Source organism: Nocardia carnea, assembly GCF_029869215.1.
GTDB classification, from domain to species: Bacteria; Actinomycetota; Actinomycetes; order Mycobacteriales; family Mycobacteriaceae; genus Nocardia; species Nocardia carnea_B.
The window spans coordinates 1-14,939 of record NZ_JARWPM010000119.1; the positions used below are offsets into that span (position 1 = coordinate 1).

Below are 14,939 nucleotides of genomic sequence, written 5' to 3' on the forward strand. Positions count from 1 at the left end.
CCCCCCCCCCCCCCCCCCCCCCCCCGGGGGGGGTCCCGGGGGGGGCCGGGCCACCCCCCCCCCCCCCCCCCCCCCGCCGGGGGGGGCCCGGGCGGCGTCCCGGGTGCGGCGATACGTGTACCGCCGCACCCAGGACGCCGGTTTTCCTCGCCGGATACGTTGTGGCCGCGAGCAACCAACCGATCGCCCAGGCGATCAGCTGTATCGGGCGTACGCCACGTTCGCGCGATTCCCGATCGGAGCCGCGCCCGATACGGGCGGCCGGGAGGGATAGCTTCCCCCGCGGCCGGATCATGTCGGGAACACTGGCTCGGGTATCGAGGGCCGCAGACGCCGGCCCAGCGTCATCATCGCCATGTGATCGGAGCAGCCGATGTCCACTGCCGGGCAATACGCCGCGTTCGCGGTCGTGATGCTGTTCATCGCCGTCTCGCCGGGGCCGGATATGGCGGTGATCGTGAGCCGGGCGTTGGCCGGCTGGACAGCCGGGGCAGCCGCCACCTTGGGCGTGGCGGCCGGCATCTTCGTCTGGGTGCTGGCCGCCGTGACCGGTATCGCCGCCCTGCTCGCCGCCTCCGCGCAGGCGTTCACGCTCGTGAAGATCGCCGGTGCGTTGTACCTGATCTACCTCGGCGTGCGGGCGCTGCTCAGCGCCCGGCAATCCGGCGGCGTGCCCGGCGTCGGGGCACCGGCCCGGCCCGGTACCCCACTCGACAACGTCGTACGGGGGTTCCTGTCGAACATTCTCAACCCCAAGGCCGCGGTACTCTTCGTCGCGCTCGTCCCCCAATTCGTCCCGCACGGCCGGGTCGTCGTTGCCGACGCGATCGCGTTCCCACTCGTCGCGGCGCTGGTCGTCGGGGCCTGGTATCTGGCGCTCACCACCACGGTCGCTGCCCTGCGTCGCAGATTCGCCGATTCCGGTATCCGGCAGCGTATCGACGCCGTGGTCGGTGCGGCTCTCATCGCGGTCGGTATCGGCGTGCTGTTCGAGGATCCACCGGAACCGGCCGCCGGCTGAGCGAAACGCCGTCCGCCGGACGGCACGGCGTACCGGCACCGATTACGCACCGGGTCCGGTCGCCGTATCGCGGCGACACCAGCGCGAACTCCGCCGCCGCGCCGCCGGCACGAGTACTGCGGATCGACGAGCCGACCACATAACGCAGCGCCGGGTACAGATCGCGGTGGGGTTTCCCGGATCCACCACCGGAGGCGCGGGCCGTAGCGTTCGTCCAGCATACGGCGCGCCTACCGGGTGGCACGGGCGGTGATCGCGGCGGGCGCCGGACCGTTCTCACCGGCTCCGCGCGACGCGGCGTGGTCCTGCACGGTCGGCGCCGTCAGCGTGCCGCCAAGATCGCCTCCGCGAACCGGCCGACCGCCAGTACCAGGTCGTCGGAATGGCGGGGGCCGACGATCTGCAGCCCGACCGGCAATCCCGCACTGGTCCGCCCGGCGGGGATGCTCAGCGCCGGCTGCTGGGTGAGGTTGAACGGGTAGGTGTAGGGCGTCCAGTCCGGCCAGTCCGACATGCCGCTGCCCGGCGGCACATCGTGCCCCGCGGCGAACGCGGGGATCGGCACCGTGGGCGTGATGAGCAGGTCGTAGACCGTGTGAAAGGTGCCCATGGTGATCGCCACCTGCGCGGCCACCGCGCGGGCATCGAGATACTCGGTCGCCGACAGGGTCTCGCCGCGCTCCCAGACCCGGCGCAAACCGGGATCGGCCTGCTCGCGGGCACCCGGCGGAAAGTTCGCCAGCATCGCCGCGGCACCCGCCGCCCACATCACGTCGAAGGCGTCCCGCGGATCGGTGAAGCCCGGGTCGGCGGCCGAGACCCGCAACCCGGCGTCCGCGAGTGCGGTGACCGCCCCCGACACGATCGCCTCGACCTCGGGATCGGGTCGCACATAGCCCAGCGTCGGCGAGTAGGCGGCGGTCACGCCGCGGACATCCCGCTGGATCTGGCCGCGGAACGTGGTCGGTGTGGGGGGCAGCGCCGTGGGGTCGCGCGGGTCCGGCAGGGCGAGGATATCCAGCAGCAGTGCCGCGTCCTCGACCGTGCGGGTGAGCGGGCCGGCATGGGCCAGCGGCCCGAACGGGCTGGCCGGGAACAGCGGGATACGGCCGTGGGTGGGTTTGAATCCGACGATCCCGCAGAAGGCGGCGGGAATCCGGACGCTGCCGCCGCCGTCGGTCCCGACCGAGACCGGGCCCATCCCGGCGGCGACCGCGGCGGCACTACCACCGGAGGACCCACCGGCGGTGCGGGCCGGATCGACCGGGTTGCGGGTGATGCCGGTGAGCGGGCTGTCCGTCACACCCTTCCAGGCGATTTCGGGCGTGGTGGTCTTACCCACCATCACCATGCCGTCCTCCCGCACCCGCGCCGCGACCGGACTGTCCACCGGCCAGGGACCTTCCGGACCGATGCTCAGCGAGCCGCGGCGGGTGGGCCAGTCCTCGGTGAGGAAGATGTCCTTGATCGAGATCGGCACGCCGTCGAGCAGCCCGCGGACATGCCCGGACTGCCAGCGCGCCTCGGAATCCTTCGCCTGCACCAACGCCCGGTCGGGGTCGACGAGACAGTAGGCGTTGATATCGGAATCCCGCGCGCTGATGGCGGCCAGTACGGCCTCGGTCGCTTCGACGGGAGACAGCGTCCCGGCGGCGTAGGCCGAGACCAGTTCGACCGCGGTCATCTCGGCGGGATCGGCCGGGCAGGGTTGCTCGGGCTGGTTCATCTGCGGCGCTCCTTCAGCCGGGCACGTACCCCAGCGTCTTGTCGACGACGTTGTCCAACGGCCGGCCGGCCAGCCAGTGGTCGAAATTGGTGGTGAACGCGGTGACGATCTCGTTGCGCCAGCCGGTGAAATCACCCGAGTTGTGCGGGGTGATACGCGCATTCGGCAACTGCCACAGCGGATGCCCGGGCGGTAGCGGTTCCGGATCCACCACATCCAGTGCCGCGCCCGCGATCGCGCCGGTTTCCAGCGCGGTGACCAGATCATCGGTGACCACCAGCTCCCCGCGGCCCACATTGACGAAACGGGCGTGCGGTTTCATCGCGCCGAAGGCCCGGGCGTCGAACATATGGCGGGTGTCGTCGGTCAACGGCGCGATGGCGACGACGTAATCGGCGCCGGGGAGTTCGGCATACAGATCGGTGGCGACGACGCCGAAATCGGGGTCACCGGCGCGGGCCCGGCGGCCCACCGCCCGGACCCGCATCCCGGTGGCCCGCAGCAAACCGGCGATGGCCCGCCCGATGGATCCGGTGCCGACGATCAGCACGGTGGATCCGGCGATCCGCTCCGATTCACGGTGCTGCCAGATCTCTTCCTGCTGCAGCCGATTCGACCCGGAGAGGTCCTTGGCGAAATCGAGGATCTGGCCGAGAACGTATTCGGCGATCGCGGTATCGAAGACCCCACGGGTGTTGGTGACCACGACCTCGCTGTCGCGCAGGTCGTCGAACATGACCGTATCGACACCGGTGGCGCCGATATGCACCCAGCGCAGCCTGTCGGCCGCCGGCCAGGCGGCGGGCAGGGCGCGGGTCTGGAAGTCGTAGACGAACAGCACCTCGGTACCGGGCAGCGCATCGGCCAGCCCGGCCGAATCGGTGTAGCGCACCGTGGCCCGGGCACTGACCGGCGCCATCAGGGCCGGATCGGGCTGCTGGTCACTGTGCACAACCGTGACGATGGGGCCCGATTTCATATTGACACAGTATGATCACATCGTATGATTGTCAACAATCCGATCGTTCTCGGAGGTCTACCCGGCTGAGCGCGAGAGGGGCCGCAGTGGAGTTCGATTTTCCCGATATCGAGGGCCCGGTCGCGCAACGGGGCATCGGTGTCATCGCACCGTTCGATCTCGCACTGGAGCGGGAACTGTGGCGCTGGGCGCCGCTGGAAGTGAGTCTGCATCTGGCCCGTACCCCCTACGAACCGGTGCCGGTCTCACTGGCCATGGCCGAATTGGTGTCCGACGCCACCCATCTCACCGCCGCGACCCGTAACGTCCTGCACGTGGAACCCGAGGTCGTGGCCTATCTGTGCACATCGGGCAGTTTCATCAAGGGCATCGAATACGAACGCTCGCTGCGCGAGACGATCTGCCGCGCCGGTGCCGCCAACGCGGTCACCACCTCCGGCGCGTTGCTCGAGGCGATCCAGCACCTCGGCATCACCAGTCTGTCGATCATGACGCCCTACGACGAGATCCTCACCGGCAAACTGCGCGATTTCCTGGGCGAAGCCGGCTGTTCGGTGGTCCGCTCCGACCATCTCGGCCTGGGCGGCGGAATCTGGAAAGTCAACTACCGCACCATCGCCGAACGCATCCTCGGCGCCGACGATCCGCGCGCCGAGGCGATCTTCGTCAGCTGCACGAACCTGCCCACCTACGACATCATCGAACCGCTGGAGAAGGTGCTGGGCAAACCGATTCTCACGGCCAATCAGCTCACCATGTGGGCCTGTCTCGGGCGGATGAAGCTGCCGATGATGGGCCCGGGGCGCTGGCTGCTGGAGGTCTTCTGAACGATGATGTCGCCGACCGAAACCCAGTTCCGAAACGGAGAACGCATGCCGGCCCCGACCATCGGATTCATCTATCCCGACCACGCCGCCGAGGACGATTACCCCCGGGCGGAAGCACTGCTGGACGCCCGGCTGCCGGTGGCCCATATCTACGGCACCGATCTGCATGCCGTGCCCGAACTGCTGGATCTGGGTAGCCCGGAAAAACTGCGCCACGGCGCCGCGCAACTCGCCCCGTATCGCCCCGACGCGGTGGTCTGGGCGTGCACGTCGGGCAGCTTCGTCTACGGTCCCGCGGGCGCACGCGAGCAGGTCCGCGGCCTGTCCGAGGCGGCGGGCGTCCCGGCCTCCAGCACCAGTTTCGCGTTCGTGGCCGCCGCCCGGGCGCTGGGCGTACGCCGGGTGGCGGTCGCGGCGAGCTATCCCGAGGAGGTGGCCCGGCTGTTCGCCGATTTCCTGGCCGATGCCGGGATCACGGTGGCCGGGTTCGCGAGTGCCGGTATCGAAACCGCCGCCGAGGTCGGCACCCTCGACGCCGGCCAGGTGCTGGAGCTGGCCCGGGCCGACGACCATCCCGAGGCGGAAGCACTGCTGATCCCCGATACCGCCATGCACACCCTCGAGGTACTGCCCCGGCTGGAGGCCACGCTGGGCAAACCGGTACTCACCGCCAATCAGGTCACCATCTGGGAGGGCCTGCGGCTGGCCGGCGTGGCCCGGACCTCGCCGGCCCTCGGCACGTTGTTCGCGGAAAGGCCCGCATATGTCGGTAGTTGATTTCGAACCCGTCAATCAGCGCTCCACCGCGGAGATGATCGCCGACAAGCTCCGGGAGGCGATCATGCGCGGGGCGCTGGAACCGGGTGCGCAGTTGGGCGAAGCCGATCTCGCGGCACAGTTCGGGGTGTCGCGCGGACCGGTCCGGGAAGCCATGCAGCGGCTGGTTTCGGAGGGGCTGCTGCGCAGTATCCGCAACCGCGGCATCTTCGTCATCGAACTCACCCTCGCCGATGTCGTCGATATCTACCGGTCCCGCACCGCGATCGAAGGCGGCGCGCTCGCGCTGATCCTCGCCGGCCGCCGCGATATCGCCTACGCGGCGCTGGCGCCGAGTGTGCAGGTGATGGTCGAACGGGCCGCGGCGGGCGACGCCGCCGGGGTCTCCGACGCCGACCAGCAGTTCCACGAGGCCTTGGTCGCGGCGGCAGGTAGCACCCGGCTCGTCCGCGCGGCCCGTACCCTGCTCATCGAAACCCGCATGTGCCTGGGCAAATTGCAGACCACCTATCCCGATCTGCGCGAGCAGGCCGACGAGCACGTGGCCCTGCGCGAGGCGATCGGCACCGCCGCGCCGGACCGGGCCCACCGCCTGCTCCGCGACCATATGGACGACGCGGTGCAGCGGCTGCGCGGCAAATACGCCGAGGAACCCGTCGCGGGCTGAGCCCGGAGAGCGTCCGGCCCGAATCCCTTACGTACTGCTGAAATAACCCGATCCCGCCGGGCGGCTCTGCCGGCCGCCTCCGTCTTCAGTCCACCAGGCCGCGCGGGCGCACCACCAGGACGGGCGACGCGCGTGTGCCCTTCTCCTGGAGGAGCGCGATGGCCCGGCCGTCCTCGGTGAGCGCGGCGTACACGCCGGTGACGCCGGCCGGTTCGAGCCAGCGGCCGTCCCGGAGCTGCTCCACCTCCGCGGTGCCGACCGTGCGGTGCGGGAACGACAACCGCACCGCGGCATCCATATCGAGACTCGGCACGGGATCGTCGGCGAGCTGTTCGAGTGTCCGTGCGTGCTCCAGGGTGAACGGCCCGACCCGCGTACGACGCAATGCGGTCAGATGACCGCCCACTCCGAGCGCGGCACCCAGGTCACGGGCCAGGGCCCGGACGTAGGTTCCCGACGAGCATTCGACGACCACATCCAGATCCACCAGGTCCTGTCCGGCGATATCGCGGCGGGCGAGCACCTCGAAACGGGAGACGGTGACCGGCCGGGCGGCGAGTGTCACCTCTTCCCCGGCGCGGTGGCGGGCGTAGGCGCGTTCACCACCGACCTTGATGGCACTCACTGTCGCCGGCACCTGCTGGATATCGCCGGTGAGCACGGCGACTTCCCGCGCGATATCGGCCTCGGTGATATGCCCGGCGGGCGCGGTGGACAGGATTTCGCCCTCGGCGTCGTCGGTGGTGGTGGCGCGGCCCAGCCGGATGGTGGCGGTGTAGGCCTTGGTGGTGAGGGTGAGCAGCCCGAGCAGTTTGGTGGCCCGCTCGACGCCCAGCACCAGCACACCGGTGGCCATCGGGTCGAGCGTGCCGGCATGCCCGACCTTCTTGGTGTGCAGCAGTTTCCGGGCGCGGGCCACGATATCGTGGCTGGTGGGGCCGCTGGGTTTGTCGACGATCAGCAGACCGCCCAGGAGGTCGGCCATCAGCTGTGCGCGATCGCGGTGAGGATGAAGCCGCCGGTGATCTGCCAGCGGCCGTCGAACGAGGTCAGCGGCAGGCCGCCGTCGCCGGTCTGCCCGGGGACCAGCAACTGCGACCGGAACGTGCCCGATCCCGATCCGGCGCCCTCCTCCTCGACCGTGAAGGTGATATGCGCGTCCTCGAAGCCCAGCCAGCGGGTGGTGAGCGGGAACCACGCCTTGTAGGTGGCCTCTTTCGCGCAGAACAGCAACCGGTCCAGATGCAGCCGGGAATCGGTGACCCGCAGCCATTCCCGTTCCGCGGGCAGGCTCACCGAATCCAGCACACCCTCGGGCAGGGTTTCGTGGGGTTCGGCATCGATCCCGATCGAGCGGTACCGCAGCTTGTGCGCCAGCGCCGCGCCCCGGAAACCGTCACAGTGGGTGAGGCTGCCGACGATCCCGCGCGGCCAGACCGGTGCGCCGCGTTCGCCTTTGCCGATCGCCACCGGCGGCTCACCCAGCAGGGTCAGCGCCTGGCGAGCGCAGTGGCGGGCGCCGATGAAATCGCGGCGCCGCTTCTCCACCGATTTCGCGATCAGCGGTTCCTCGGCGGGGTGCGGTTTCAGGTCCTCCGGATAGTCGAGCAACTCGGCGGAGGCGACATCGGCGGGCAGGATTGTCTCGATCATCGTCGGTGAGCCTACTGGGTGGGGTCGGTCGTCGGCTCAGGCGAGCCCGCGGCGGCGCTCGGCCTTGGCGCGCATCTCGGCGGCGGCCGCGGCCATCTCCGGGGTGACCTTGAAATGACCGCCCCATTCGTTCAGGTCACCCGGGCGGTACTGGGGGTCGGGCAGGATCTGGCGCAGCAGTTTGTCGGGTTTACCGCGCTTCTGCCACTCCCGCGGATAGCCCAGCGAGACCTCCTCGAACCGCACACCGTCGTAGTAGGTGGTCCGGGGAATGTGCAGGTGACCGTAGACCGCGCACACCACGTTGTACCGCGTATGCCAATCCGCTGTCTGTTCCGTTCCGCACCAGAGCGCGAATTCCGGGTACCAGAGCATATCGGTGGGTTCGCGGACCAGCGGGAAATGGTTGATCAGCACCAGCGGGGTCGCGTCGGGCAGATTGTCCAGCTTGCGGCGGGTGGCCCGCAGCCGCGCCTCGCACCAGGCGTCCCGGGTGAGGTACGGGTCCGGGGAGAGCAGGAATTCGTCGGTGGCCACGACGTTGCGGTCCTTGGCCAGTGCGAGCCCCTCCGCCTTGGTGCGGGTTCCCGCGGGCAGGAAACTGTAGTCGTAGAGCAGGAACAGCGGGGCGACGGTCACCGCGCCGCCGTAGGCCTCCGCGCCCGCTCCGGTCCACACCGGGAACGGGTCTTCGGGGGTGAGCACGTCCAGATCCCGGCACATGGCCACCAGATAGTCGTACCGTGCGGCCCCGTGCATCTGCACCGGGTCCTTGGCGGTCGTCCACAGTTCGTGGTTACCCGGAACCCAGATCACCTTCGCGAAGCGCTCACGCAGCAGTTTCAGCGCCCACCGGATATCGTCGCTGCGTTCGGCGACATCACCGGCGACGATCAGCCAATCTTCCGGGGAATCGGGCCGGATCTCCTCGACGACGGGTTTGTTGCCCTGGTGACCGACATGGATATCGCTCACCGCCATCAACTTGGGTATCACCACACCTACCTTCGCATATCGCGGGCGGTCCCCGCCGCGCACATACCGATCGCGCCGTGTCGATGGGCGCGCGCAAGTCCAGCGACGAGCCCACTCACAGGCTGTGCAGACCGCAGCACCGGCGAACCGGGCCCGGCCCGCTCATGCCGGGATCTCGGCTCCCACGCGGACCCACCGGCCCGACAGCCATCGTGCGCACACCGCAACCAGCCGCAACAGCATGAACGCGATCAGGCCGCACCAGATTCCGCCGATCCCCCAGTCGAACACCAGCGACAGCCAGATCGCGGGCAGGAAACCGAGCAGCGCCGCCCCCAGCGTGGTCGTGCGCAGGTAGGCGGCATCCCCGGCGCCCAGCAGGACGCCGTCGAGCGCGAACACCACACCGGCCACCGGGATCATCACCACGAAGAACCACCAGACGACGCCGGTCCGGTCCAGTACCGCGGCGTCGGTGGTGAACAGCGGCGGAATCCAGGCCGCGCCCGCCGCGAACACCGCGGCCAGCCCGAGGGCGAACACCGTGGACCAGGCGGTGACCCGGCGGGCCACCGACCGCGCGCCCGCCGCATTGCGCGCGCCCAGCGCCGCCCCCACCAAGGTCTGCGCCGCGATCGCCAGCGAATCGAGTGTCAAGGCGAGGAAGTTCCACAGCTGCAGGACCAGCTGATGCGCCGCCACCGAGGGCGCCCCGAAGCGGGAGGCCACCGCCGCCGCGGAGACGAAACAGGCCTGGAAGGCGAGACTGCGCGCGATCAGATCGCGGCCGAGCACCAGCTGCGACTTCATCACCGCGAGCCGCGGCGCCAGCGGAACCCGGGCGCGGGCCAGCGCGCTCACGAACAACCCCGCCGTCACCAGCTGGCCGAGCACATTGGCCACCGCCGATCCCGGCAGTCCCATCCGCGGCAATCCGGCGAGCCCGTGCACCAACAACGGGCAGAGCACCGCCGACAGCGCCAGTCCCGCGACCACATAGGTGAGCGGGCGACGGGTCTGCTGAACACCGCGCATCCAGCCGTTTCCGGCCATGGCCAGCAAGATCAGCGGCACCCCGAACAACGCTATCCGCAGCCAGGCCAACGCCTCCCCCGCGATCTCGCCGTCCCCGGCGATCGCCCCCGCGATCGGGACCGCCGCGAGCTGGATCACCGCCAGGATCACCAGCCCGATCCCGCCGGCCAGCCAGCTCGCCTGCACGCCCTCCTCGACCGCACCGGCCTCGTCCCCCGCGCCGTGCCGGCGTGCCGAACGTGCCGTGGTGCCATAGGCGAGAAAGGTCAGCTGCGAACTGACCTGGGCGAGGATCAGACCGCCCACCGCGAGCCCGGCCAGCGCCAGCGCTCCCAGCCGCCCCACCACCGCGAGATCGAACAGCAGATAGATCGGTTCGGCCACCAGCACACCCAGGGTCGGCAGAGCCAATCCGAGGATCCGCCGGGGCCCGGCCTCCACGTCCGCGGACGACGCGGTCGCCTCCGTATGCATAGCCATTCCCCGTCCGTGCTCACCCATCGCGCCGCCCTCGAACTGCGGGCGGCGCTCATCCCGCCGCCGAGCACGTTAGCCCAAGCATCGGACACCGAGCGCACCCGTCGCCACCCACTGCGCGGCATCCGCCGGCAGCACACGGCACCGCCACACAGCAGACAACCAGGTGATCATCCCCCACTCACCGGCCGCCCCGATCACCACACCGCCCGGGCGGAACGATGCCGACCGCGGTCGCGCCGGCCCGAAGCCGCCGCTCCGGACGGACTCGACGTCGCGGCAGGTGCCGCACCGACCTCCGGCCACAGCGCGCTCCTCGGCCGTCTCGGGCCCGGCCGCGGAAGCGGAAGATCCGGTTCCGGTTCCGCGTCCGACGGCTCCACCCGCGCACCTGGGGGCTCCGAGGGATCCAATGAGGCGCCGGCATGGTCCGGTGTAGCGCGGTTTCCAGAGCGCGTGGGCATCCGGGATGGCCGCCGGCGCCCGGCGCGGCGGGGCATGGACTGACCACCGCCGACGGGCACCCAGGCAGCGGCCGGCCTATCGGCTGCTCGGCGGGCTCCGCGAGATCGCCACCGCCGGGCATTTGTTGTCGGTCGCAGATGGCAGTCGCAGATCGACCGGCCATGTGCTCATTGCGGCCGCTACGGACCACTCCGCAGGATCCGCACAGCTGAAATGTCGGCCCGGCGAGGCCGGGCGGGGGCCAGTGGCCGCCCGGCGGGAACCGTCAACCCAGCGCGTCGCGGAGCTGGGCGAGTATCTCCTCCGGTTCGCCGTAGGTCGTGTACCCGGCCGCGTAGCGGTGCCCGCCGCCGCCGAGCCCGGTGGCTATCGCGGCGACATCGGCGCCGTCGTCGGTGCCCGCACCGCTGTCCTTCGAACGCAGCGATACCGTCCACCGCCGCCGCGCGTCCACCGGGCGGGCTTCCTTGAACACCGCCGCGATACCGGCCTCCGCGGTGGCGCGCACGATATCGACAACGCTTTCGGCCTCTTCCTGGCGGACCCCCGCCAGATCCGTGGCCAGTACGAATGCCGCCACCAGGCCGGTCCCGTCGTGGGCCGCGGGCTCGAGCCGCGCGGACGCGAGCACGGTGGACAGCATCCGCAACCACGCGAACGGGTGGGTGTCCATCAGAGTGCGGGTGATCGCGGCACCGTCGATTCCGGTGGCCAGGAGGCGTTCGGCGAGCGTATGGGTGCCGGGAGTGACCCACCGGAACGATCCGCTGTCGGTGACCAGCCCGGCGAACAGGCAGTACGCGATATCGGCGTCGATCGGCTCCTCCCACAGATCCAGCAATGCGGTGAGCACGCTGGCCGTCGAGACCGCGTCGGGATCGATCAGGTTCGTGGCCCCGAACCGGGTGTTGGAGCGGTGGTGGTCGATCACCAGGGTGGTGCGCGCACCGGCCAGCCGGTCGGCCAGCGCACCGAGCCGCCCGGCACTGCCGCAGTCGACGGTGACCAGCAGGTCCACCTCGGCCGGAACCTCGGCGGGCGGCACCACGAACCGCGTTCCGGGCAGCGTGCGCAAAACGAACGGCAGCTCGGCGGGTTCGGCGAAGGACACCCGCACCGGAATCCCGCGCCGGTCGAGGACCTGCGCCAGTGCCAGCCCACTCCCGAGAGTGTCGGCATCGGGCTGGACATGGCACAGGACGGTCACCGAACGCGCGGCGTCCAGCACCCGTACGGCCGCGGCGTAGTCCACAGCGGCGCCGGTTGTGGTCATAGCGGCCGCGGCTCAGTCGTCGTCGCGGGGAGTCTTGTACGGGTCCGCCTCGCCGGCGGGTTTCGCGTCGGCCGCCACCCGGGCGACGGCATCGTCGGCGGCACGGGCGCGGGCCAGCAGATCCTCCATCTGCCGGGCGGCGTCGGGCACGGTGTCGAGGACGAACGCCAGGGTCGGGGTGAATTTCACGCCGGTCCCGGCACCCACCTTCGAGCGCAGGACGCCCTTGGCCTTCTCCAGTCCGGCCGCGGCCGCGGAATAGTCCGGTTCGGCGTCGACGGTTTCACCCATGACGGTGTAGTAGACGGTCGCCTCGCGCAGATCACCGGTGACCTTCGCGTCGGTGACCGTGACGAAACCCAGCCGCGGATCCTTGATCTCGTATTCGATCGCGGTGGCCACGATCGCGGCGATTCGTTTGGCGAGCCGGCGTGCCCTGGCTTGATCCACCATGGCCGCTCCTTTCCTTTCAGTCCTCAGGTCCGAAGACACGGCGGCGTACTGCCAGCAACTGTAACTCCGGACGCGCGGCGACATGGCGTTCGCATTTGTCGAGCACGGCCGTCAGGTGATCCATCCCGGCCGACACCATCGCCACCGCGAGCAGTGTGCGCCGGTAGCGGTCGTGTTCCCCGGCCTCGGCGGTGCTCACCCCGAAGCGCTGGAGTTCGGCCAGGATGGGCCGCACCACCGAACGCTTCTCCTTCAGCGAGTGCACATCACCCAGCAGGATGTCGAACTCGAGTGCACCGAGGTACACGCAACCTCCCAGTTATGGCACGGGCGCAGGCCGGGGCCCGCCGTCACCGGCGAGCCCCGCGCCTGTCGTGCCGTATCGATGACCGGTCCGGACGCGTACGCCGGCCCGGATCACGGTCAGTCGCGCGGCTTCTCGCGCAACTCGTAGGCCTCGATGATGTCGCCCTCCTTGATATCGGAGTACGTCAGCGTCATACCGCATTCGAAGCCTTCGCGGACCTCCATGGCGTCGTCCTTCTCCCGGCGCAAGGAGTTGATCGTCGTGGATTCGGCGACCACCACATTGTCGCGGAGCAGGCGCGCCTTGGCGTTGCGCTTGACGACACCCGAGGTGACCATGCAGCCGGCGATGAGACCGATCTTGGACGACCGGAAGATCGCCCGGATCTCGGCGCGGCCCAGTTCCACCTCTTCGTAGACCGGCTTGAGCATGCCCTTGAGCGCGCTCTCGATCTCGTCGATGGCCTGGTAGATCACCGAGTAGTACCGGATGTCCACGCCTTCGCGGTTGGCCAGTTCGGTGGCCTTGCCCTCGGCCCGGACGTTGAACCCGATGATGATCGCGTTCGACGCCGACGCCAGGTTGACGTTGGTCTCGGTGACGCCACCGACACCGCGGTCGATGACCCGCAGCCGCACCTCGTCGTCGATCTCGATCCCGAGCAGGGCTTCTTCCAGCGCCTCGACGGTACCGGAGTTGTCGCCCTTCAGGATCAGGTTCAGCTCGCTGGTTTCCTTCAGCGCGGCATCCAGATCCTCGAGGCTGATCCGCTTGCGGCTGCGCGCGGCCAGGGCGTTGCGCTTACGCGCATTACGCCGGTCGGCGATCTGCCGGGCGATCCGGTCCTCGTCGACGACGAGCAGGTTGTCACCCGCGCCGGGCACCGAGGTGAAGCCGACGACCTGCACCGGCCGCGACGGCAGCGCCGCCTCGACATCGACGCCGTGCTCGTCGACCATGCGCCGGACGCGACCGTAGGCGTCGCCCGCCACGATCGAATCGCCGACCCGCAGCGTGCCGCGCTGGATGAGCACCGTGGCGACCGGGCCGCGACCGCGGTCCAGATGCGCCTCGATGGCCACACCCTGGGCGTCCTGTTCCGGATTGGCCCGCAGGTCCAGGGCGGCGTCCGCGGTGAGCAGGACCGCCTCGAGCAGGGCGTCGATATTGGTGCCCTGTTTGGCGGAGATGTCGACGAACATGGTGTCGCCACCGTATTCCTCGGCCACCAGGTTGTACTCGGTCAGCTGCTGCCGGATCTTCTCCGGGTTCGCGCCTTCCTTGTCGATCTTGTTGACCGCCACCACGATCGGCACATCGGCGGCCTGGGCGTGGTTGATCGCCTCCACCGTCTGCGGCATGACACCGTCGTCGGCGGCGACCACCAGGATCGCGATATCGGTGGCCTTCGCACCACGGGCACGCATGGCGGTGAACGCCTCGTGACCCGGGGTGTCGATGAAGGTGATCAGCCGGTCCTCGTCGCCGAGGTGGGTCATCACCTGGTAGGCACCGATGTGCTGGGTGATACCGCCGGCCTCGGCCTCGCGGACGTTGGCCTTGCGGATGGTGTCCAGCAGGCGGGTCTTACCGTGATCGACGTGGCCCATGACGGTGACCACCGGCGGCCGCTGTTCGAGGTCTTCCTCGCCGCCCTCGTCCTCGCCGTAGGTGAGGTCGAAGGATTCCAGCAGCTCGCGGTCCTCGTCCTCGGGGCTCACCACGTGCACGACGTAGTTCATCTCGCCGCCGAGCAGCTCGAGGGTTTCGTCGTTCACCGACTGGGTGGCGGTCACCATTTCGCCCAGGTTGAACAGCGCCTGGACCAAGGCGGCCGGGTTCGCGTCGATCTTCTCCGCGAAATCGGACAGCGACGCGCCGCGGGCGAGGCGGATGACCTCACCGTTGCCGCGGGGCAGCCGCACACCGCCGACCGACGGGGCCTGCATCGAATCGTATTCCTGGCGCTTCTGCCGCTTCGACTTACGACCACGCCGGGGCGCGCCACCGGGACGGCCGAAGGCACCGGCCGCACCACCGCGGCCACCGGGCCCACCCGGGCGGCCACCGCCGCCACCGGGACGACCACGGAAACCGCCACCACCGGCGGGTGCGCCGGTACCGGCGGGTGCGCCGCCGCCACCGCCACCGCGGTAACCGCCGCCGCCTTCTATGCCTACGTGCTCGCGGCGCGGGTCGAACGGCCCCGGCTGCTCTCCCGGGCCGCGGGTGGCCGCCCGCAGGTGCAGCACGACCGCGGCCGGCCGCTGGACCTGAGGTTGCGCGGCGCGAGCTACCGGGTGC

Annotated in this window: 13 protein-coding genes and 1 pseudogene; 4 read left to right on the forward strand and 10 right to left on the reverse strand. The window is 70.0% G+C overall.

The window, feature by feature from the left end:
* The first annotated feature begins 373 nt into the window (after window positions 1-373).
* The gene (locus QH276_RS07605) at window positions 374-1,021 is read left to right on the forward strand and encodes a LysE family translocator (RefSeq protein ID WP_280401470.1); all 648 of its coding nucleotides are present in this window, start codon (window positions 374-376) and stop codon (window positions 1,019-1,021) included.
* 322 nt (window positions 1,022-1,343) lie between these two features.
* Here the strand turns inward: QH276_RS07605 and QH276_RS07610 are convergent, their stop codons facing one another.
* A complete protein-coding gene (locus QH276_RS07610) occupies window positions 1,344-2,747 on the reverse strand; it encodes an amidase (protein WP_280401471.1) in 1,404 nt (467 codons plus the stop codon).
* Between the two features lie 13 nt (window positions 2,748-2,760).
* The gene (locus QH276_RS07615; RefSeq protein WP_280401472.1) at window positions 2,761-3,726 is read right to left on the reverse strand and encodes a D-2-hydroxyacid dehydrogenase; all 966 of its coding nucleotides are present in this window, start codon (window positions 3,724-3,726) and stop codon (window positions 2,761-2,763) included.
* Between the two features lie 86 nt (window positions 3,727-3,812).
* Here QH276_RS07615 and QH276_RS07620 point away from each other — a divergent pair, with 86 nt between their 5' ends.
* The 3 genes from QH276_RS07620 to QH276_RS07630 are packed head-to-tail and all read left to right on the forward strand — an operon-like array spanning window position 3,813 to window position 5,997.
* On the forward strand, window positions 3,813-4,553 hold the full coding sequence (locus tag QH276_RS07620) for a maleate cis-trans isomerase family protein (RefSeq protein WP_280401473.1): 741 nt from the start codon (window positions 3,813-3,815) through the stop codon (window positions 4,551-4,553).
* Window positions 4,554-4,598: 45 nt separating this feature from the next.
* Window positions 4,599-5,330, forward strand: a complete 732-nt coding sequence (locus QH276_RS07625; RefSeq protein WP_280401474.1) for a maleate cis-trans isomerase family protein — start codon at window positions 4,599-4,601, stop codon at window positions 5,328-5,330.
* Window positions 5,317-5,997 carry a GntR family transcriptional regulator gene (locus QH276_RS07630; RefSeq protein ID WP_280401475.1) on the forward strand — a complete coding sequence of 227 codons (681 nt, stop codon included), beginning with the start codon at window positions 5,317-5,319 and terminating at the stop codon, window positions 5,995-5,997. Before QH276_RS07625 ends, QH276_RS07630 begins: the two co-directional genes overlap by 14 nt.
* 85 nt (window positions 5,998-6,082) lie before the next feature.
* On the opposite strand, the gene truB is transcribed toward QH276_RS07630, so the two are convergent.
* From truB to infB, 8 genes and pseudogenes are all read right to left on the reverse strand, one after another.
* Complete coding sequence (truB, locus tag QH276_RS07635) at window positions 6,083-6,982, reverse strand: tRNA pseudouridine(55) synthase TruB (RefSeq protein ID WP_280401476.1); 900 nt, start codon at window positions 6,980-6,982, stop codon at window positions 6,083-6,085.
* On the reverse strand, window positions 6,982-7,650 hold the full coding sequence (gene npt / locus QH276_RS07640; RefSeq protein ID WP_280401477.1) for a 4'-phosphopantetheinyl transferase Npt: 669 nt from the start codon (window positions 7,648-7,650) through the stop codon (window positions 6,982-6,984). Before npt ends, truB begins: the two co-directional genes overlap by 1 nt.
* 36 nt (window positions 7,651-7,686) lie before the next feature.
* Window positions 7,687-8,646 carry a metallophosphoesterase family protein gene (locus QH276_RS07645; RefSeq protein WP_280401482.1) on the reverse strand — a complete coding sequence of 320 codons (960 nt, stop codon included), beginning with the start codon at window positions 8,644-8,646 and terminating at the stop codon, window positions 7,687-7,689.
* A 141-nt stretch (window positions 8,647-8,787) separates the two neighbouring features.
* Window positions 8,788-10,140: an MATE family efflux transporter gene (locus QH276_RS07650; protein WP_432278718.1), complete on the reverse strand. Its 1,353-nt coding sequence runs from the start codon at window positions 10,138-10,140 to the stop codon at window positions 8,788-8,790.
* A gap of 727 nt (window positions 10,141-10,867) precedes the next feature.
* Complete coding sequence (locus QH276_RS07655; protein ID WP_280401478.1) at window positions 10,868-11,875, reverse strand: DHH family phosphoesterase; 1,008 nt, start codon at window positions 11,873-11,875, stop codon at window positions 10,868-10,870.
* Between the two features lie 12 nt (window positions 11,876-11,887).
* Window positions 11,888-12,328: a 30S ribosome-binding factor RbfA gene (rbfA, locus tag QH276_RS07660; RefSeq protein WP_280401479.1), complete on the reverse strand. Its 441-nt coding sequence runs from the start codon at window positions 12,326-12,328 to the stop codon at window positions 11,888-11,890.
* A 16-nt stretch (window positions 12,329-12,344) separates the two neighbouring features.
* Complete coding sequence (locus QH276_RS07665) at window positions 12,345-12,635, reverse strand: DUF503 domain-containing protein (protein WP_280401480.1); 291 nt, start codon at window positions 12,633-12,635, stop codon at window positions 12,345-12,347.
* A 116-nt stretch (window positions 12,636-12,751) separates the two neighbouring features.
* Window positions 12,752-14,873: pseudogene (gene infB, locus QH276_RS07670) on the reverse strand (translation initiation factor IF-2); the annotation flags it as partial.
* Window positions 14,874-14,939: the final 66 nt, after the last annotated feature.

Coding starts and splice junctions, on each gene's coding strand:
- QH276_RS07605 (WP_280401470.1), top strand. CDS start 374: ATGTCCACTGCCGGGCAATACGCCGCGTTCGCGGTCGTGATGCTGTTC.
- QH276_RS07610 (WP_280401471.1), bottom strand. CDS start 2,747: ATGAACCAGCCCGAGCAACCCTGCCCGGCCGATCCCGCCGAGATGACC.
- QH276_RS07615 (WP_280401472.1), bottom strand. CDS start 3,726: ATGAAATCGGGCCCCATCGTCACGGTTGTGCACAGTGACCAGCAGCCC.
- QH276_RS07625 (WP_280401474.1), top strand. CDS start 4,599: ATGCCGGCCCCGACCATCGGATTCATCTATCCCGACCACGCCGCCGAG.
- QH276_RS07630 (WP_280401475.1), top strand. CDS start 5,317: ATGTCGGTAGTTGATTTCGAACCCGTCAATCAGCGCTCCACCGCGGAG.
- truB (WP_280401476.1), bottom strand. CDS start 6,982: ATGGCCGACCTCCTGGGCGGTCTGCTGATCGTCGACAAACCCAGCGGC.
- npt (WP_280401477.1), bottom strand. CDS start 7,650: ATGATCGAGACAATCCTGCCCGCCGATGTCGCCTCCGCCGAGTTGCTC.
- QH276_RS07650 (WP_432278718.1), bottom strand. CDS start 10,140: ATGGCTATGCATACGGAGGCGACCGCGTCGTCCGCGGACGTGGAGGCC.
- QH276_RS07655 (WP_280401478.1), bottom strand. CDS start 11,875: ATGACCACAACCGGCGCCGCTGTGGACTACGCCGCGGCCGTACGGGTG.
- rbfA (WP_280401479.1), bottom strand. CDS start 12,328: ATGGTGGATCAAGCCAGGGCACGCCGGCTCGCCAAACGAATCGCCGCG.